This is a genomic window from Pseudoalteromonas sp. SWYJZ98 (assembly GCF_015864495.1).
GTDB lineage: Bacteria > Pseudomonadota > Gammaproteobacteria > Enterobacterales > Alteromonadaceae > Pseudoalteromonas > Pseudoalteromonas distincta.
Genome location: NZ_JADYXA010000056.1, coordinates 1 through 20,212 on the forward strand (window position 1 = coordinate 1; position 20,212 = coordinate 20,212).

At 40.2% G+C, this 20,212-nt stretch carries 18 protein-coding genes; 7 read left to right on the top strand and 11 right to left on the bottom strand.

Annotated features, from left to right (window positions below; genetic code table 11):
• The 8 genes from I6F10_RS18565 to lrp form a co-directional block, all read right to left on the bottom strand.
• On the bottom strand, window positions 1-426 hold a 426-nt coding region (locus I6F10_RS18565; protein WP_197099235.1), incomplete at its 3' end, for a transposase.
• A gap of 223 nt (window positions 427-649) precedes the next feature.
• Entirely contained in the window at window positions 650-1,060 is a 411-nt protein-coding gene (locus I6F10_RS18570; protein ID WP_002961863.1) for a hypothetical protein, read from the bottom strand.
• A gap of 431 nt (window positions 1,061-1,491) precedes the next feature.
• Window positions 1,492-2,796: a serine--tRNA ligase gene (gene serS / locus I6F10_RS18575; RefSeq protein ID WP_002962971.1), complete on the bottom strand. Its 1,305-nt coding sequence runs from the start codon at window positions 2,794-2,796 to the stop codon at window positions 1,492-1,494.
• 9 nt (window positions 2,797-2,805) lie between these two features.
• The gene (crcB, locus tag I6F10_RS18580; RefSeq protein WP_021032117.1) at window positions 2,806-3,186 is read right to left on the bottom strand and encodes a fluoride efflux transporter CrcB; all 381 of its coding nucleotides are present in this window, start codon (window positions 3,184-3,186) and stop codon (window positions 2,806-2,808) included.
• The gene (locus I6F10_RS18585) at window positions 3,179-4,522 is read right to left on the bottom strand and encodes a replication-associated recombination protein A (protein ID WP_165743787.1); all 1,344 of its coding nucleotides are present in this window, start codon (window positions 4,520-4,522) and stop codon (window positions 3,179-3,181) included. Before I6F10_RS18585 ends, crcB begins: the two co-directional genes overlap by 8 nt.
• Complete coding sequence (gene lolA, locus I6F10_RS18590; RefSeq protein WP_165743788.1) at window positions 4,515-5,141, bottom strand: outer membrane lipoprotein chaperone LolA; 627 nt, start codon at window positions 5,139-5,141, stop codon at window positions 4,515-4,517. Before lolA ends, I6F10_RS18585 begins: the two co-directional genes overlap by 8 nt.
• Window positions 5,138-7,636 (bottom strand): DNA translocase FtsK, encoded by a 2,499-nt coding sequence (locus tag I6F10_RS18595; protein ID WP_024595504.1) that lies wholly within the window; start codon window positions 7,634-7,636, stop codon window positions 5,138-5,140. The genes lolA and I6F10_RS18595 overlap by 4 nt, the downstream gene beginning before the upstream one ends.
• 173 nt (window positions 7,637-7,809) lie before the next feature.
• The gene (gene lrp / locus I6F10_RS18600; protein ID WP_007582985.1) at window positions 7,810-8,289 is read right to left on the bottom strand and encodes a leucine-responsive transcriptional regulator Lrp; all 480 of its coding nucleotides are present in this window, start codon (window positions 8,287-8,289) and stop codon (window positions 7,810-7,812) included.
• Window positions 8,290-8,431: 142 nt separating this feature from the next.
• Here lrp and ald point away from each other — a divergent pair, with 142 nt between their 5' ends.
• A complete protein-coding gene (ald, locus tag I6F10_RS18605) occupies window positions 8,432-9,553 on the top strand; it encodes an alanine dehydrogenase (protein WP_002962982.1) in 1,122 nt (373 codons plus the stop codon).
• Between the two features lie 108 nt (window positions 9,554-9,661).
• On the opposite strand, the gene pssA is transcribed toward ald, so the two are convergent.
• Window positions 9,662-10,987 (bottom strand): CDP-diacylglycerol--serine O-phosphatidyltransferase, encoded by a 1,326-nt coding sequence (pssA, locus tag I6F10_RS18610; RefSeq protein ID WP_165743789.1) that lies wholly within the window; start codon window positions 10,985-10,987, stop codon window positions 9,662-9,664.
• A gap of 287 nt (window positions 10,988-11,274) precedes the next feature.
• Here pssA and trxB point away from each other — a divergent pair, with 287 nt between their 5' ends.
• From trxB to infA, 4 genes are all read left to right on the top strand, one after another.
• Window positions 11,275-12,225, top strand: coding sequence for a thioredoxin-disulfide reductase (gene trxB, locus I6F10_RS18615; RefSeq protein ID WP_024595506.1), 951 nt, complete (start codon window positions 11,275-11,277; stop codon window positions 12,223-12,225).
• Window positions 12,226-12,322: 97 nt separating this feature from the next.
• Window positions 12,323-13,039, top strand: coding sequence for a leucyl/phenylalanyl-tRNA--protein transferase (aat, locus tag I6F10_RS18620; protein WP_024595507.1), 717 nt, complete (start codon window positions 12,323-12,325; stop codon window positions 13,037-13,039).
• Window positions 13,032-13,736: an arginyltransferase gene (locus I6F10_RS18625; protein WP_165743817.1), complete on the top strand. Its 705-nt coding sequence runs from the start codon at window positions 13,032-13,034 to the stop codon at window positions 13,734-13,736. The genes aat and I6F10_RS18625 overlap by 8 nt, the downstream gene beginning before the upstream one ends.
• Before the next feature lie 90 nt (window positions 13,737-13,826).
• A complete protein-coding gene (infA, locus tag I6F10_RS18630; protein WP_002962494.1) occupies window positions 13,827-14,045 on the top strand; it encodes a translation initiation factor IF-1 in 219 nt (72 codons plus the stop codon).
• A 214-nt stretch (window positions 14,046-14,259) separates the two neighbouring features.
• On the opposite strand, the gene clpA is transcribed toward infA, so the two are convergent.
• Both clpA and clpS read right to left on the bottom strand, forming a co-directional pair.
• Window positions 14,260-16,521, bottom strand: a complete 2,262-nt coding sequence (gene clpA, locus I6F10_RS18635) for an ATP-dependent Clp protease ATP-binding subunit ClpA (RefSeq protein ID WP_165743790.1) — start codon at window positions 16,519-16,521, stop codon at window positions 14,260-14,262.
• Window positions 16,522-16,614: 93 nt separating this feature from the next.
• Window positions 16,615-16,923 carry an ATP-dependent Clp protease adapter ClpS gene (gene clpS / locus I6F10_RS18640; protein ID WP_002962498.1) on the bottom strand — a complete coding sequence of 103 codons (309 nt, stop codon included), beginning with the start codon at window positions 16,921-16,923 and terminating at the stop codon, window positions 16,615-16,617.
• A 208-nt stretch (window positions 16,924-17,131) separates the two neighbouring features.
• Here clpS and cspD point away from each other — a divergent pair, with 208 nt between their 5' ends.
• Together cspD and I6F10_RS18650 are read left to right on the top strand one after the other, a co-directional pair.
• On the top strand, window positions 17,132-17,350 hold the full coding sequence (gene cspD / locus I6F10_RS18645; protein ID WP_002962500.1) for a cold shock domain-containing protein CspD: 219 nt from the start codon (window positions 17,132-17,134) through the stop codon (window positions 17,348-17,350).
• A 511-nt stretch (window positions 17,351-17,861) separates the two neighbouring features.
• Complete coding sequence (locus I6F10_RS18650) at window positions 17,862-20,084, top strand: NADP-dependent isocitrate dehydrogenase (protein WP_165743791.1); 2,223 nt, start codon at window positions 17,862-17,864, stop codon at window positions 20,082-20,084.
• Window positions 20,085-20,212: the final 128 nt, after the last annotated feature.

Here is a 20,212-nt window from a genome sequence, read left to right on the forward strand (position 1 = left end):
ATCAATGGCAAACATGTTGCGGCCTATCAAGCCTTCCTCATCACATATCATCAGCACTTGCGTAAAAAGCGGCTCAATCTGTTCATGCATTTTAGCCACAAAACCCGCTATAGATGTGTAATGCGGCTGGATATCCCCCGATACACTCATAAATAAAATATTATGCTCGCAAGCCTTTGCAATCCGACGGCTACTAATTAATCCATGTGCATAACCCAGTAAAATAATCTTTAACATCACCGATGGCGGATACGCCGCCGCGCCCGTTTTGTCGTTGTTATACCACGCGTCAAAGCCCGATAAATCGAGCTTGTTTTCGACAATATAACAAAGAGCATATTCAAATGTGCCAGGCAAAATTTGCTCAGCAAAATTGATAGGAATGAATTTATTTTGACAGGATAAGTCAGGCTTGTAGTTGGCCATAACGATTTACCGTGGGTGAATAATATCTATTAGATCACAGCGAACGGATGGGTTCAAGGTTAAAAAGCAATCAATTCGAAATAGTAAGATACGTTCCTAAAAAGAGTAATTCTACAGCCTCAACGCCCAAATAACAGGCAAAAAATTGTTGGCTAAAATGGCGACGAAGGAGCAAAAAGCCAACTGTTTTTTGTCCTAGTTTATTTGCTTGTTAGATGCCGTATTATGCTAAGATATCAACCTTTCCATTTAGCTGTTTACCGTCAAGATCTTTAAATTTATTTAAAACACCTGATAAAAAGTCAGTATTCTCACCAATGCTTTTTTTAAAATCTATAGATTTTTCAACTTGCCCAATTAAGTCTACTTTGATTTTACCTATTTTTTCGGGATCATTATTATATTGTTCAAGAACATTTAATGGTATAAATGGCACCACATCAAGTAAAGCACTTTCCCCTGATTTAATTAATGTATTAATTTCATCAATTGATATGTTTCTCATATCAATCTTTGTAGGTTGTGAATTATTTTGGTTTATGTTTTTTTCTACAGCAATAGATTCAGTCGGCATTTTATTGCCGCTAGATGCTGTCGTAATGGAATAGTTTTGCCCTACATTTGAAATATTCATATTAAACTCCTCGTGCATTAATAGATATTTGATATTAAAGCAAAAGATGTACCATGTTAGATATTATACTAATGACTATTTTAGGCATATAACAATTTTGTATCCGACATTTGTCGCTTTATAAACCGACAAATGTCCAAATATTACAAAGATTCTAATTTAACCAGCTAATAAGGACTTGTAAACAACTAGTTAGCCGATATTTAAGTTTCCTTGATGTAGAAATACCCCAAAATGGTAGAGATCAGTAATATCGGACAAAAAAGTAATGAGCCATAAAATAGGTGTAAGCGATATTATTAATAAGATAACTTAAATTTTTCTCTAAGCTTTTGCCTTTAACCTAAAAAAAAAAGCCGCTGTTTATTACAAACAGCGGCTTTCGTATTAAGATTTACAAGCTTAAAACTTGCTTAACTTAAACTTGATTTTTATTGTTTACCAATCACTTCAAGTCCACCCATGTATGGGCGTAATACTTCTGGTACTACAACTGTGCCATCGGCTTGTTGGTAGTTTTCTAGAATGGCTACTAGTGTACGGCCAACGGCTAAGCCTGAACCATTTAGTGTATGTAGTAACTCTGGCTTTTTAACACCTTCACGGCGAAAACGTGCTTGCATTCTACGCGCCTGAAAGTCAGCCATGTTTGAACATGATGAAATTTCGCGGTATGTGTCTTGCGCAGGTAACCATACTTCTAAATCGTATGTTTTAGCTGAGCCAAAGCCCATGTCGCCCATACATAAAATTACTTTACGGTACGGAAGCTCAAGTGCTTGTAGTATTTGCTCTGCGTGACCTGTTAACTCTTCAAGCGTTGCCATTGAGTCTTCTGGTTTTACAAGTTGTACAAGTTCAACTTTATCAAACTGGTGTTGACGAATTAAGCCACGTGTATCGCGACCATAGCTGCCTGCTTCACTTCTGAAACACGGAGTGTGGGCAACTAAGCGAATTGGTAAATCGCTTTCATCGTAAATTTCGTCGCGGGCGCTATTTGTAAGCGGTACTTCAGCAGTAGGAATTAAGCTAAAGCCGGCTTGTTGTTCGCCGTCGTCATTTACAAGGCCTAATGTGTGGAACAAATCGCCCGCAAATTTAGGTAGTTGGCTGGTGCCATAAAGGCTTGCGCTATTTACTAGGTACGGTACATACATTTCTGTGTAGCCGTTTTTATCAGCGTGTGTATCTAACATAAATTGCGTTAGTGCACGGTGCATACGCGCTACTTGGCCGCGCATTACGGTAAAGCGTGCGCCACTAATTTTAACGCCCATTTCAAAGTCTAAACCGTTTAGGTCTTGGCCTACATCTACGTGGTCTTTAACTTCAAAATCGAATTTTTTAGGTGTGCCCCACGTTAAAATTTCAACGTTGTCGTCTTCGTCTTTACCGGCGGGTACTGACTCGTCTGGCAAGTTTGGAATTGCTAACGCAATGTCGTTAATCGCGGCTAATACTTCATCTTGCTCAGTTTTAGCTGCGTCTAGCTCACTGCCTAAGTTAGCCACTGCATCAAGTAATGGCTGTGCGTCTTCGCCTTTTGCTTTGGCTTGACCAATTGCTTTTGCGCTTGCATTACGTTGACTTTGAAGTTCTTGCGTTTTTACTTGTAATGTTTTGCGTTTTTCTTCAAGTGCCGTTACCGTCGCTACATCGAGTTCGTAACCGCGCGCCGCTAAACGTGCTGCAGTTTGTTCGATGTCTTGACGTAAAAATTTAGAATCTAACATGTTAGTTTTTTAACCTTTTTGCATTACTAGCTGAAGGCCCAGCCAAGCCATAAAAATACACACCATCACGTTTAAGATGATATTGAGGGCCATTTTAATAAAGTGACCTTGTTGTAATAACAACAACGAGTCCATTGAGAATGTTGAAAAGGTGGTTAATGCACCTAAAAAGCCAATACCGATAAGGGTTTTGGCGGGGCTTGCGGTGATAATTTCTTTATCTATCAAACCGTACAAAATGCCCATTAACAATGAACCCAGAATATTAACCGTCAACGTGCCAAAAGGGAATCCCCTACCGAGGAGTTTTAGCATGCTTTCACTAATAAAAAACCGTAAACACGCACCTGAGGCTCCGCCAAGGGCGATCATCATATAAAGTTTAATCATTTTCGTATCGTTTAAGTGGGCTTTGCGCATCGCGCTCTTTTAGGTAATCGAGTTTTTGTTTAATTTTTTGTTCAAGTCCGCGCTCGCTCGGTAAGTAATATTCTTTACCGTCCATTTCTGGTGGTAAATATTTTTCACCTGCGGCAAATGCGCCTTCTTCATTGTGCGCATAACGGTACTCGGCGCCATACCCTAAGTCTTTCATTAAGTTGGTTGGCGCATTACGTAAATGCTCCGGCACTGGGTAACTTGGCTCGTTTTTGGCATCTGTTTTTGCTTGATTAAACGCCATATACACCGCATTACTTTTAGGTGCGCTGGCTAAATATAGAGTGGCTTGTGCAATTGCACGCTCGCCCTCGCTTGGGCCAACACGTTGAAATATATCCCACGCATTTAAGGCTACTTCCATTGCACGCGGATCGGCGTTACCAATGTCTTCTGTAGCTATGGCAAGTAAACGCCTTGCCACATACAATGGGTCGCCGCCACCGGCTAAAATTCGGCAATACCAATACAGTGCGCCGTCGGGGGAGCTACCTCGTACTGATTTATGAAAGGCCGATATTAAATCGTAAAACTCATCGCCGCCTTTATCGTATTTAGCTAAATGTGTTGGTAGCACTTGGCTAAGTACGTGCTCATCTACGTTGTATTGACCGTTTTTCTCGGTTGTTAAGTCAACTGCTTGTTCAAGTAAATTAAGTACTTTACGCGCATCGCCGCCACTTGCTTGGCACAGTGCCTTTTTAGCGTTGTCGGCAATAGTGATGTGTTTTTGGCTTAGCTGCTCGTCTTGTTTAAGTGCGCGCTCTATTACGGTGTATAAGTCGGTATCGGCAAGCGATTTTAAAACATACACGCGCGCACGCGACAATATAGCGTTGTTAAGGGCAAACGATGGGTTTTCGGTGGTTGCACCTACAAATATAAAGGTGCCGTCTTCTATGTGCGGTAAAAAGGCATCTTGTTGGGATTTATTAAAGCGATGAACTTCGTCAACAAACATAAGGGTGCGTTGGCCACGGCTTTCTAGGTTGTCCCGCGCTTGCGTTACGCTGTCGCGTATATCTTTTACACCTGCAGTTACCGCCGACATTTGAATAAGTGAGGCATCAGCATGGTTGGCAATAATTTGCGCAAGTGTTGTTTTACCCACACCAGGCGGACCCCATAAAATTAAACTATGGCATCGCCCCGCGACAATGGCTTGATGCAGTGGTTTATCAGCACTTAATAAGTGCTGCTGACCAATGTATTCATCAAGTGTTGTAGGGCGCATACGCGCGGCAAGTGGGCGTACATCGGGCCCAAAATTAAAACCTAAATTACTCACCGTTACTCTGATCGTCTATTTCAACACCTTCAGGAGGCGTAAATTCAAAAGTGCTTTGATCAAGCGGCATATTAACTTGGGCATTGTTAAACGTAAATGACGATAGCTGCCCTGAGTTGTCGGTAACCACTAGTTTAGCAAGCCCTTGCTCGTTACCCGCAAATGCTATATCAAGTTGTTCTACTTGGCTTTCTACGCCTTTATTTGGCGTTACGCTAAAGCCTGTACTTGTTGCAAGTACGCTGTATTTTTCCCACTGTGCTGGGTCTTTTGATGTCAGTAGCACAAATGGTGTTGAATCGATTAGGCTGCTGGTTTTCATAATCGTTACTTGCTCAGCAAAGCTGTCGAAGTAATAGGTTTTATCACCGTTTGATACAAATAACGTATCGTCTGGATTAGTTTGCTGCCAGCGAATCATCATAGGCTGTTGGAGCGCTATTGTGCCCTCGCCTTGCATAACTGCTTGGCCTTCTTTGTCTGTTACTTGTTGTGCAAACTGCGCTTTAAAGCTTTTTAAAGTGGCAAGTCTGTCTTGTAATGCTTGGCTGTCGTCAGCAAAGCTTGGTGCGGCAAGTACGCTGCCTAACACTAATAATAAGGCGTTAACTTTTTTCATGAATTTGCTCCATTAGGTACTAATACATCGCGAGCGCCGTTATGACCTGGTGAACTCACGATACCCGATGTTTCCATTTGTTCTACTAAACGTGCTGCGCGGTTGTAGCCAACACGTAATTTACGTTGCACTGACGATACAGATACTTTGCCGGTTTCAATTACAAACGACACAGCTTCGTCGTATAACGGATCAGATTCTTCATCTGCATTTTCGCTAGCTTCACCCGGTAATAAAATATCTTCAGTGGCATCGCCATTGAGTATTTCGTCAATGTAATTTGGTTTAGCACGTGCTTTCCAATCGTTTACTACGGCGTGTACTTCATGGTCGTCTACAAACGCGCCATGCACACGCTCTGGTACGCTAGTGCCTGGCGGTAAATAAAGCATGTCGCCCATGCCTAGTAAGTTTTCTGCACCTTGTTGGTCAAGTATTGTCCGTGAATCTATTTTGCTTGATACCTGAAACGCCATACGTGTTGGAATATTAGCTTTAATTAAGCCGGTAATTACATCAACCGACGGGCGCTGCGTAGCAAGCACTAAGTGAATTCCTGCCGCACGTGCTTTTTGAGCAATACGTGCAATAAGTTCTTCTACTTTTTTACCTACAATCATCATCATGTCGGCAAATTCGTCTATTACTACAACAATACTTGGTAATTTACCTAGCTCGTCGGGGCCTTCTTTCATGCCATCGGTGTCTTTAAATAATGGATCAAGAATTGGGTAACCCGCTTCATTGGCTTCAAGCACTTTTTGGTTGTAACCTTTTAAGTTACGCACACCCAATGCTGACATTAATTTATAACGACGTTCCATTTCGCCTACACACCAACGCAGTGCGTTGGCAGCTTCTTTCATATCGGTAACTACTTCACACAATAAATGCGGAATGCCTTCGTATACTGAAAGCTCAAGCATTTTAGGGTCAATCATGATCATACGTACATCGTCAGGACCCGATTTGTAAAGCAAGCTTACTATCATGACATTAACGCCCACTGATTTACCTGAACCAGTTGTACCGGCTACCAATAAATGTGGCATTTTACCTAAGTCAGCACAAACCGGCTGACCAGCAATGTCTTTACCAAGCACCATGGTAAGTGGCGACGGATTTTGCTCAAATTTAGGGGCGTTTATAACTTCTGATAAACGCACTATTTCACGGTGTTTATTTGGAAGCTCAATACCAACATAGGTTTTACCTGGAATAACTTCTACAACACGTACACTAATTGCCGAAAGCGAACGGGCCAAATCTTTAGCTAAGCCTGTGATTTTAGACACCTTTATACCTGGCGCTAAATCTAGCTCAAAACGCGTAACAACGGGGCCTGGGTATACCGCTACTACGGTTGCTTGTACATTGAAGTCGAGAAGTTTTGTCTCTACTAGGCGCGATACGCTATCAAGCTCTTCTTGCGAAATTGGGTTTTTAGCTTTATCCGGTCTGTCGAGTAAATCGAGCGATGGTAATGGCCCTGGTGGTGGCTCTTGCGTTAATAATTGCTCAAACTTTTCTTTTGCCGTTGGCGGTGGTTGATATTGCGCTTTTGGTTTAGGCATTGGTCTTGCTGGCGATACCACCGTTGTAACTGGTTTTTCAGGCTCCACAACTGGGCTTTGATCAAGCGCATTTAATGCAGCAGCCGTGTCCATTGGTTCGTCATCTATTGCGCTAAAGCCAATTTCTTGATCGAGTATATCGTCAAGTTCATCAAACGGCATAAAGTCATCACTAATTTGTGGTTCACTAAATGGTGTTTGAGGCTTATCTATTGCTTTTTGTTTATCTGCTTTTTTAGCTGATGTAGGCAGCTCTATTTGCTCTTTTATATCGTCTTCAAAATGGGCGTCTGCTTCATCGTTATTATTTACTTTACCTGCAGTGTGTTCTCGGTGCATCCAGCCTTTTGCATACGATACAACATAGCGATAAAGCCTAACCATTAAATCGCCAAGGTAATCTACAAAATCAACCCACGATACTCCCGTCAATAAGGTAAGCCCTGCAAAAAAGAAACACAGCAATAATATAGATGTACCGGTAAAGTTAAACGCAGGCATCATGGCTGATGCAATAACATCGCCCACTACCCCACCCGATGAAAAGTTATAAATATCGTCGAAATTAATACTACTAATAGCGGTAGCTGAGGTAATAAATAAAGCAAAACCAATAACTCGCAGCGCTAAGGTAGTGTAATCAAGCTGTAAAATGCGGTGAGGTTGTTTAAATAGCAAGTAGCCAAATAGCTGAATGGCCGCAGGCACTAAGTAAGCCAACCAACCAAAGGTGAGTAATAAAATGTCGGCTATCCATGCACCGGCTGCTCCTGTGATGTTGCTTACTTCGCTAAAACTAGTTTGCGACCATGCAGCATCTGCTGGATCAAAGCTGATCAAGGCACATAAAATAAATATTGCCGTAAAGGTACTGATAATCAGCCCTGTTTCTAATAGTCTTTGCACACCGTTTAGGCGCATAGTTCCCTATTCCTCTTTATTATTCTATTTTTATTCACACTTACTTAGCAGTGAAATACCTTAGCAGGAAATGCAATTTGTTGCACTTTATCTTAACCTTGATGGCCTGATTATGAACAAGTTTTTATAATTTGAGCTTATATAAGCAAATGACGCAGCTAATATAAATAACCTTAAGTAATATAAGGACGAATAATTACGCCTTCTTCACCTTTTACTTCTTCCATTACTACATAAGTTCGGCTTTCACTTACATTTGGCAGTTTCAATAGTATGTCGCCTAATACGCCACGGTATTCTGACATATCATTTACGCGCGTTTTAAGTAAAAAATCAAAATTACCCGATACTAAATGACATTCGATAATTTCTTCGTGCTTTTTAACCGCAGCACTAAACTCATCAAATACGTCGGGAGATGTTTTAGTAATCGTTACTTCTACATACACAGATAAACCTTGCCCAAGTTTAGCGGGATCGACCACCGCTTTATAGCCAAGTATGTAACCTTCTCGTTCTAGCTTTTTTACTCGCTCCAAGCAGGGCGTGGCGCTTAGGCCAACTCGTCTGGCCAGTTCTACATTCGACAAGCGTCCATCGTGTTGTAATTCCATTAAAATTTTACGGTCAATTCTATCTAATAATTGATGCATAGTACCAACAAGTTTTTTATGCTGTTTATTTTTATTATCTAGATGATAACACTAGATTTGAGTTTAAAAAAGGTGAGACACACGGGCTTATGATGAATATAATAGTGGAAAATGTTAATCCGTTCTTAATAAGGCAAATGATATGATTATTGGTGTTCCTAAAGAAATTAAAAACCATGAATACCGTGTAGGTATGGTTCCTGCAAGTGTTCGTGAATTAGTAAACCACGGTCACCAAGTGATTGTAGAAACTGATGCAGGCATGGGCATTGGTTTTACTAACGAAGATTACACACAAGCGGGTGCTGAAATTTTAGCAACTGCTGCTGATGTTTTTGCTAAAGCAGACATGATTGTAAAAGTAAAAGAGCCGCAAGCTGTTGAACGTGCAATGCTACGTGAAGACCAAATTCTTTTCACTTACTTACACCTTGCACCTGATCTTCCACAAACTGAAGACCTTGTAAAAAGCAAAGCTATTTGTATTGCATACGAAACTGTAACTGACTCACGCGGTGGTTTACCGCTTCTTGCTCCTATGAGCGAAGTTGCTGGTCGTATGTCTATTCAAGCTGGTGCACAAGCGCTAGAAAAATCTAACCACGGTCGTGGCATGCTACTAGGTGGCGTACCAGGCGTTGAAGCTGCTAAAGTTGTTGTAATTGGCGGCGGCATGGTTGGTCGTAGCGCAGCGCAAATGGCTGTTGGTCTTGGTGCTGAAGTTGTCGTTCTTGATCGTAACATCGATGTATTACGTGCACTAGACGCGCAATTTGGTAATAAAGTTAAAGCTATTTACTCAACTGCTGATGCACTAGAAAAACACGTACTAGAAGCTGATTTAGTAATCGGTGGTGTACTGATCCCTGGTGCAGCTGCACCTAAACTAGTAACTGCTGAGCACATTAAAGCAATGAAACCTGGTTCTGCAATTGTTGACGTTGCAATCGACCAAGGTGGCTGTATTGCTACTTCTAAAGCAACGACGCATGCTGATCCAACTTTCATCGTTGATGAAGTTGTTCACTACTGTGTTGCTAACATGCCAGGTGCTGTTCCACGCACATCTACGTTTGCACTTAACAATGCAACATTGCCTTTCATCATTAACCTTGCAAACAAAGGTTATAAAAAGGCGCTACTAGATGACGCTCACTTCTTAAAAGGCTTAAACGTAATTAAAGGCCAAGTAACTTACAAAGAAGTAGCTGAAGCGTTCAACATGGAATATGTTGACCCACGCACAGCGGTAGAAAACGCATAATTTAGCGTTTCGTAGTTAGGTTGGTATTAAATAATATAGTAACTTAACTACAACACATAAAAAAAGCAGCTAATTAGCTGCTTTTTTTATGTCTGATTTAAAGTAAATTTATATGAAACGCTTAATTATAAAATCTACTTTTACGCGCTTAGCTTGGCCAAGTAGTTTTTTAACTGGCTGCGGGTAATCATCCATGGTTTCTAAATCATCTGGGCCTTTTAAACGGCGGCAGTGATGTAAAATTTCCTGCTTTTCGTTATCAATAGCATCCATAATTGTTTGCTCTGGATCTTCTATTAAAATACCGTTTTCGATATCAAGACCCCATGCACGCGGATTTAAGTTATGCCCACTCAGTAAATGTTTTGTTCTATCTGAACAAATACCTTTTAAATGAAACGAATTACTTTCATCTTTCCACAGATACACATTTAAATTACCGTTATCGATGTGGCGTTTTTGCGTTTTTACAAACTTATGCAAAATAGTTTCGTATAAATAAGGTAATGCCCCTATTTTACTAAACGGCTCGCTTGGCGGTAAATAAAAGTCATTTGCTGTTTTATCCCCTACCACAATAGTCACTTGCTTGCCTTGCTTTAATAATCGGCGCAGTGATCGCATAAGTGGCGCCGGAAAATTAAAGTATGGCGTATACAACACAAGCTCTTGCTCTGTGGTATCAAATAACGCTTTTATTAAACGATTTAATTCGTTATTACGACGACCAAGCCCTAAAAACAAACGAATACCTAATGCTTGCGTATTCAGTTGCTCTGCTGCGTTGTAACTTGCAACTTTTAAATCACGCATTAATTGCTTTTGATCAAGCTTGAAGTCGTGTAAACGCTTAAGCGGTCGTGTGTCTATGCGTGGCACAGCAACGGAGCTAATTAGCTTTGTCTCAATAAAATCAACCACTGAGTCACACAGTTCGCTCTGCGTTATTAAAAAGTAACGATCGAGTCTGTAACGCTCGTTATACTGCAAATACACGTTGTTTAAGCTTGCGCCGCTGTAAAGTAAGGTATCGTCAATGACAAAACCCTTTAAATGTAATACGCCGAATAATTCTTTAGCTTTTACAGGTACGCCATAAACTTGTACGTTCGATTTAAACTTTTCTAAATCGTCACAGTATAAACTTGCGTTACCATCAGACTTCTCTGCACCAATTAAACCACGTTGCGCACGATGAAAATCCACCAGCACTTTTACATCAAGCGCAGGGTTCTCTAATGATACTCGATGCAGGGCTTCTAAAATCTCGCGGCCTGCTTCGTCATCCTGTAAATAAAGCGCTGTGATATAAATTCGTTTTTTTGCATTAGCGATCAAACGTAGCAATTGCGTTCGGTAATCTTGCGCATTGGTTAAGACGTTAACGTCTTTTGAAGTCAACCCGAATGCGGGTTTTTCCTGCCAAAATAACATAGTTGCCTATTTGCTTAGGTCACATAATCTATCAGTGACAAATAAAATTAGGTAAAACATAACAAAAAAAATCAAAGGGGTCATGAATTAACGCTGTTTTGTTGCCTGTTAGTCTATTTATTGAGCTACTTAGGTGTTTTAACTGTAAAAGTACTGAGCTCTAGTACACAATACTGCACAGCTTTTCGATTTGCGAAAAAAAATAATCGCGGATTTTGTTTACATCCGCCTTGATTTTCTTAGAATCGAGCGCATTAAAGACCGTATTAAACGTTTAGGAAAAAATAATGACTGAAGCAAAACATTGTAAGCTACTAATTTTAGGCTCTGGCCCAGCTGGTTATACTGCCGCAGTATATGCAGCACGTGCAAATTTAAACCCTGTTTTAATTACAGGCATTCAACAAGGTGGTCAATTAACAACCACGACTGAAGTTGAGAACTGGCCTGGTGATGCACACGGCTTAACGGGCCCTGCATTAATGGATCGTATGAAAGAGCACGCTGAGCGCTTTGAAACTGAAATCATATTCGATCACATCAATAAAGTAGATGTATCTAAGCGCCCTTTCACACTAACTGGCGACCAAGGTACTTACACATGTGATGCGTTAATCATTGCAACAGGTGCTTCTGCTAAATACTTAGGCTTAGAGTCTGAAACTAATTTCCAAGGCCGTGGCGTTTCAGCCTGTGCTACATGTGATGGCTTTTTCTATAAAGGTCAGAAAGTAGCGGTTGTTGGTGGTGGTAATACAGCGGTTGAAGAAGCGCTATACTTATCTAACATTGCTGACGAAGTACATGTTATTCACCGCCGTGATAGTTTCCGTAGTGAAAAAATACTTGCAGATCGCCTAGCTGAAAAAGCAGCTAACGGTAACGTTGTTTTACATTACAACCGTACGCTTGACGAAGTATTAGGCGACCAAATGGGCGTAACTGGCATTCGTATTAAAGATGCACAGTCTGATGCAACAGAAGAGCTAGATTTAGCCGGTGTATTTATTGCTATTGGTCATAAGCCAAATACAGATATGTTTGTTGGTCAACTAGAAATGAAAGACGGCTACTTAGTTGTAGAGTCTGGATTGAATGGTAACGCAACTCAAACAAGTGTAGAGGGCGTTTTTGCTGCAGGTGATGTGTCTGACCACATTTACCGTCAAGCAATCACATCAGCGGGTACAGGCTGTATGGCTGCCCTTGATGCAGAGCGTTTCTTAGATAATTTATAAGCAATTAAATAAATTATAATAGGGCTGATTATTCAGCCCTTTTTTTATGTCTAAAATATAGTTACACTTTTACGATCAATTATAAAATAAGTACTGTATGAGAAATCAGCTATACCAATTAAGTGAAACCGATATAGCATTCCCCAATCCGGAATACGCATTAGAATCCCCTGATGGCTTGTTAGCAATTGGCGGAGATTTAAGTTTACCTCGCCTAAGTAATGCCTACAAAAGCGGAATATTCCCTTGGTTTAGCGAAGATGAGCCTATTATGTGGTGGTCGCCGAGCGAACGCGGGATTTTTGAACTGGATGATTTTCATATAAGTAAGAGCCTGCGTAAACATTTAAAAAAGCACCCTGTAAAAGTAACCATTAATAATGCCTTTGAGGAGGTAATAGAAGCTTGTCGCGATCAACGCCTTGATACCGATGGCACTTGGATCACCTCTGACATGCTCAACGCTTATGTTAATGCACACAATGCTGGCATTGCCCATAGCTTAGAAGTGTGGAGCAACGGAGAGCTTGCAGGTGGCTTATATGGTATTATGCAAAATGGTGTTTTTTGTGGTGAATCGATGTTTCATCATCAAACCAATTGCTCAAAGCTTGCTATGTGGGCACTGGTAAATTGGCTTAAACGTCATAATGCGCATTTTATTGATTGCCAGTTAGAAAACCCTTATTTAATGACCTTAGGTGCACAAGTAATCCCCCGCTCAACATTTTTGACTAAACTAAAAGCTGCACATAACTATATTATTAATCCTATTATGTGGGAGCCACAAGAACTTGACGCAATCTATGAATGAGCAACTTCCTGCACGTGTTGGTTTAACCCAAGAATTTGACTGTAGTTATTTACCCAACAGACAAGAGCAACTTTTAGTTATTCTAGATCCTAGTTGCTACAGTACAGACAAATTTGAGTCATTATTAGGCTTAGGGTTTCGTCGCAGTGGTAACCAAATATATCGTCCACACTGCCCAATATGCAGTGCATGTAATTCTGTACGTGTATTAGCACAAGACTTTATCCCTTCAAAATCGCAAAAACGTAAACTAAACAAAGCAAAAAACCAGTTTGAAGTGAAATACTCGACGCAAGAACGCCCTGAGTATTATCCGCTCTATAGTAAATACATAACGATGCGCCATCAGGATGGAAGTATGTATCCTCCTGAAAAAGAACAGTTTCAAAGCTTTTTACTTTGCAGTTGGCTCAAAATCACATTTATTGAACTATGGTACCAGGATACTTTAGCCGCAGTTGCCGTAACTGATTGTATGAACAGCTCTATTTCTGCAATTTATACTTTTTTTGACCCCGACTTTGAACACTATAGTTTAGGCTCTGTGATGATATTAGAGCAGCTTAAATTTGCAAAAGAGCAAAATAAGCAATACGTGTACTTAGGCTATCAAATTGATGAATGCGATAAAATGAAGTACAAAACTCAGTTTTTACCAGCTCAAAAACAGCTCAATGATGAGTGGGTGGCTATTTAATTTGCAAATATAGTCCCTGCGCCTTTACTTATTGGTGTATTTTGGGCAAAATCTGCAGCGTTTAACTATTAAAGAGGTGTTACGCTAAACATGGCGAAAGAAGACGTAATCGAAATGCAAGGGACAGTCCTTGATACTTTACCAAATACAATGTTCCGAGTTGAGCTAGAAAATGGTCACGTAGTTGTGGCTCACATTTCAGGCAAAATGCGCAAAAACTATATCCGTATTTTAACCGGCGATAAAGTAACGGTAGAAATGACTCCTTACGATTTATCAAAGGGTCGTATCGTATTCCGTGCTCGCTAAGTAAGTGCGTAAACGAGATTTAGTTTTTGGCTAGTGTTTTACTAGCTTTAAGCGTTTATTAAATGTAATTGATAGACATTGACTAGCAATTACATTTAATAAACAAAAAACCCAGTTTTTACTGGGTTTTTTGTTGGCTATAAAAATGGCAAAAAAATGGCCCGCTATTATTTAGCGGGCCATTTTTATTTAACTTAGTTGTGTAATTAACGTTTTACGCTGGCGTTAAATTGCTCTCGTAATCAAAGCGAATCTTCTTGTCCTTAACCGATACTTTAACTGTACCGCCATCAACAAGTTCACCAAACAGTATTTCATTAGCTAATTGCTTTTTAAGCTCTTCTTGAATAACACGTGCCATTGGTCGTGCGCCCATAGCCTTGTCATAACCTTTATCTGCGAGCCATTCACGCGCTTTAGGCGTAAGCTCAAGATTAACCGATTTTTTATCAAGCTGAGCTTGCAGTTCCACAATAAATTTATCAACCACCAGTAAAATAACTTCACGTTCAAGGTGATTAAACCAAATAATGTTATCTAAACGGTTTCTAAATTCTGGCGAAAATACTTTATTAATTTCGCCCATTGCATCGTGCGTATGATCTTGCTCTGTAAAACCAATCGACTTACGCGTGGTTTCTTGTACGCCCGCATTGGTAGTCATTACAACCACTACATTTCTGAAATCAGCTTTACGACCGTTATTATCGGTTAACGTACCGTGATCCATAACTTGTAGTAAAATATTGTAAATATCTGGATGCGCTTTTTCAATCTCATCTAAAAGTACAACCGCATGTGGGTTTTTAATAACCGCCTCGGTTAATAAACCGCCTTGCTCAAAACCAACATATCCTGGTGGAGCACCAATTAGTCGGCTGATTGCGTGGCGCTCTACATACTCAGACATATCAAAACGAATAAACTCAACACCCATACATTTAGCAAGTTGCTTAGTTACTTCTGTTTTACCAACACCTGTTGGGCCTGCAAACAAGAACGAACCCACTGGTTTTTCTTCGCTTGATAAACCTGAGCGAGATAAACGAATAGCCGATGTAAGTGCATCAATAGATTGATCTTGTCCAAACACCAGCATTTTAAGATTACGGTCTAGATTTTTAAGCGTCTCTTTATCTGTTGAAGACACATTTTGTGGTGGAATACGTGCCATCTTCGATATTATTAGCTCTATATCAGCCACACCAATGGTTTTTTTACGTTTAGAACTAGGTTGTAAACGTTGGTTAGCTCCCGCTTCATCAATTACATCAATTGCTTTATCTGGCAAGTGGCGCTCATTAATGTATTTAGCACTAAGTTCAGCAGCTGCTTTTAATGCTTTTTGAGTGTAGCGAATACCATGGTGCTCTTCGTAACGCTCTTTTAATCCATTTAAAATTTTAGTGGTATCGGCAACACTTGGTTCAAGTACATCAATTTTTTGAAAACGGCGTACTAATGCACGGTCTTTCTCAAAAATATTTTTATACTCATTGTAAGTGGTTGAACCCATACAACGTAACTTACCACTTGAAAGAAGTGGTTTAAGTAAGTTTGAAGCATCCATAACGCCACCAGACGCTGCGCCGGCACCTATTATGGTATGTATTTCATCAATAAATAAAATAGACCCAGGTTGTGCCTGAAGCTCTTTTAATAAGCTTTTAAAGCGCTTTTCAAAATCGCCACGGTATTTAGTACCTGCAAGCAATGCCCCCATATCTAGTGAGTACACAACTGCATCTGCAATTACTTCTGGTACTTGCTCGTTAACAATACGGTACGCTAAACCTTCAGCAATAGCTGTTTTACCAACGCCCGCTTCACCAACAAGTAATGGGTTATTCTTTTTACGACGACACAATACTTGTACCGTACGCTCTACTTCGCTGTCGCGCCCAATCAGTGGGTCAATATTACCTTCACGAGCCTGAGCGTTTAAGTTAGTTGTAAAGCTGTCTAGCTTACTTGCTTCTTCGTTTTGAACTTCTTGCACTTCTTCATTTATATCATCGCTGTCGTCGCCTAGTTCATCATCAGCTTTTGAAATGCCGTGCGAAATAAAGTTAACAATATCTAAGCGCGATACATCATGCTTTTTAAGTAAATAAACGGCTTGGCTCTCTTGCTCAGAAAAAATAGCAACCAGGACATTGACACCCGTCACTTCGTTTTTTCCTGACGATTGCACATGAAACACAGCGCGTTGTAATACACGCTGAAAACCAAGCGTTGGCTGAGTTTCACGTTCTTCTTCTAAATCGGGGATGACGGGTGTTGTTTCGTCAATAAATTCTAATAATTCGGTTTTTAAGCCTGAAAGATTAACACCACACGCGTTTAATGCTTCTCCTGCAGAAGGATTATCTAATAGCGCAAGTAAAAGGTGCTCTACGGTCATAAACTCATGACGGCGAGTGCGCGCTTCACGAAACGCGGCATTTAAAGTGAGTTCTAAGTCTTTGTTTAGCATTGGCAACCCCTTACTGAGATAATAATTTATACCACAACAATCGGATGTTTGATCACCCTAATTGGTATTTATACCAATTGTATTAAATTGGTATTATTCCTGCTCACAACTACAAAGCAGTGGATGCTCGTTATCCCGTGAGTAACGGTTAACTTGTTCAACTTTGGTGTGGGCAACATCGGCGCTGTAAACACCGCAAATACCCTTACCTTTTTCATGAACCTGAAGCATCACATCGGTTGCTCTATCGCTATCCATATTAAAAAACGTCGTTAAAACTTCAATTACGAAGTCCATCGGCGTGTAGTCGTCGTTATTTAAAACAACTTTATATTTTCGCGGCGGCTGTAGCTTTTGCTTTTCACTGTCGCGAACTGTGTCGATAACACCTGAATCTTTCATACCACTCATAATTAAATATAGTCTTGTCTTTGTAACTCAAGCAAACTTGAATAAAAAATAAATAAAATGTTAAAAAATAACTCAAAACACTTGACTGGTTGGCTAAATAAACTACAGTCAAACATAGATTGATTAAACCTTAGTCAGTCTAGCAAATTATACGGTTTAGAATAACTAAATTAGTCAACTTATTGAAGGATGTAGAAGTATGGCTTGTGGTAAAGTTAAATGGTTCAACAACGCCAAAGGTTTTGGTTTCATCGTAGAAGACGGCTGCGAGAATGATATCTTCGCTCATTACTCAACAATTGTAATGGACGGCTATAAAACGCTTAAAGCTGGTCAAGATGTAACATTCGAATTAGAACAAGGGCCTAAAGGCCTACACGCTAAAAATATTGCCCCAGATGGTGACATTATTGAGTGACGATTGTTTTGTTCGACTAAAGCGAGCGACCTTTTAAGATCCTCGCTTAATTCCTTAAGCATACTAACTTATCTCTTCTTCCCTTATTTATTGCCTCTTTTCATTCAAATTCAACCCTTTTCCTTGAATTTATTTTATATACCCCAATGTTCTAAGAGTTGATTGTTTAACTGCTTATTGGGCATGCTCAAACTCTAGCCCTTTTTATTTAAGCTTGTTACACTCTTGGTGCTAAAAATTGCGCATAACACCTTATCGCCTCTTTTATATGTACTAGGCTAAAGGCTGATTTATTTTTGTTAATTTTTTAGCTATAAATACGATTCCAGTTCGTCAGGTGTGACTATTCTGCTTTTATAAAAGAGCAACGCTGAGTACCAACACCTAACAAACTATTCATTACGAGCGTACGTGTTCATTAACTTGTTTAATAATATGTACTCACTCATAAGTAATGATTTTCTTTGCATTGTTGAATAAGACCTTATCGGTCGACTATCTAGGAATGATGATGACATCAAAAATTATCTATACAAAAACGGACGAAGCTCCGGCACTAGCAACTTATTCGTTGCTACCGATCATCCAAGCATATACAAATGCGGCCGGTGTTGAAGTTGAAACTCGCGACATTTCATTAGCAGGTCGTGTAATTGCTAGCTTCCCTGATTATTTAACAGAAGAACAACGCATCGGTGATGCACTTGCTGAACTTGGCGAGCTTGCTAAAACACCAGAAGCAAACATCATCAAATTACCAAACATCAGTGCATCTGTACCACAGCTTCGCGCTGTAATTAAAGAGCTTCAAGCAAAAGGTTACGCTCTTCCAGAATACCCTGTAGAACCTAAAAATGATGAAGAAAAAGCAATTCAAGCGGCTTACGACAAAATTAAAGGCAGTGCAGTAAACCCTGTACTACGTGAAGGTAACTCAGATCGTCGCGCGCCAGGCTCTGTAAAAGAATATGCACGTAACAACCCACATTCAATGGGTGCATGGAGCAAAGATTCGCAATCTTACGTTGCAAGTATGAGCGAAGGCGATTTCTTCGGTTCAGAAAAATCAGTAACTGTTGATACAGCAACTGATGTGCGTATTGAACATGTTGCAACTAACGGTGACGTTACTGTTCTAAAACAAAGCACACCTCTTTTAGCTGGCGAAGTTATTGATGCATCAAGCATTAGCGCTTCTAAGCTTCAAGCTTTCTTAGCTGCAGAAATTGACGCTGCTAAAGAGAAAGGTGTTTTGTTCTCGCTTCACATGAAAGCGACAATGATGAAAGTATCTGATCCAATCATCTTCGGTCACGCTGTAAAAGTATTCTACAAAGATGTATTTGCTAAACACGGTGAGCTTTTTGAAGAGCTAGGTGTTGATGTAAATAATGGTTTAGGCGACGTATATTCTAAAATTCAAACATTAGACGATGCTAAGCGCGAAGAAATTGAAGCAGATATTCAAGCTGTTTACGCTAACCGCCCTTCTATTGCTATGGTTGATTCTGACCGTGGTATTACAAACTTACACGTACCAAGTGACGTGATCATCGATGCATCTATGCCTGCAGCAATCCGTTCAAGCGGTCAAATGTGGAATAACGATGGTAAATTACAAGACACTAGCTTTGTAATTCCTGATCGTTGTTACTCAAGTGTTTACCAAGCAACTATCGATTTTTGTAAAGAAAATGGCGCGTTTGATCCAACAACAATGGGTAGCGTTCCAAACGTTGGCCTTATGGCTCAAAAAGCTGAAGAATACGGTTCACACGACAAAACATTTGAAGCAAAAGCGGACGGTTCTATCCGTGTTGTTGATGCAAATGGTAATACATTACTTGAGCACAATGTTGAGCAAGGCGATATCTGGCGTATGTGTCAGGTTAAAGACGCACCAATTCAAGATTGGGTTAAGCTTGCAGTAAATCGTGCACGCGCAACAGGCGTTCCAGCTATTTTCTGGTTAGACGAAAACCGTGCACATGATGCGCAGCTAATCAAAAAAGTAAATAAATACCTACCAGATCACGATACAGCTGGCCTAGATATTCAAATTTTAGCACCGCTTGAAGCAACATTGTTCTCACTAGCGCGTATTAAAGAAGGTAAAGACACTATTTCTGTAACAGGTAACGTACTACGTGATTACCTAACAGATTTATTCCCAATTTTAGAATTGGGTACGAGTGCTAAAATGCTTTCAATTGTTCCACTTATGAACGGTGGTGGCTTATTTGAAACTGGCGCGGGTGGTTCTGCACCTAAGCACGTTCAACAGTTCGAAAAAGAAAACCACTTACGTTGGGATTCTTTAGGTGAATTTCTAGCACTTGCTGCATCACTTGAGCACTTAAGCGTAACTGCTGGTAACAACAAGGCACAAGTACTTGCTGATACCCTAGATAAAGCAACAGGTACGTTCCTTGCTGAAAACAAATCGCCTTCACGTAAAGTGAAAGAAATTGATAACCGTGGTTCTCATTTCTTCCTATCTTTATTCTGGGCACAAGAACTTGCTAAGCAAAATGATGACAGTGAACTTAAAGCACAGTTTACTCAAATCGCTAGCGACCTTGAGTCTAATAAAGAGCAAATCGTAAGTGAACTTAACGATGCGCAAGGCCCTGCAGTTGATTTAGGCGGTTACTTCCAGCCTAACGATGATGCAGCCTTTAAAGCGATGCGTCCAAGCACTACATTTAACGATATTCTTGCTAAATTAGTATAAATATTAGGTAACTATTCAGCCTCATCTGAAATGAATATATCAGGCAGCTGATTTTTGAATAATAACTCAAGGGCTAGGCTTGCAGATACATATTGTTTTCTGCAAGTCGATAAATAGCTTCTCAGCAA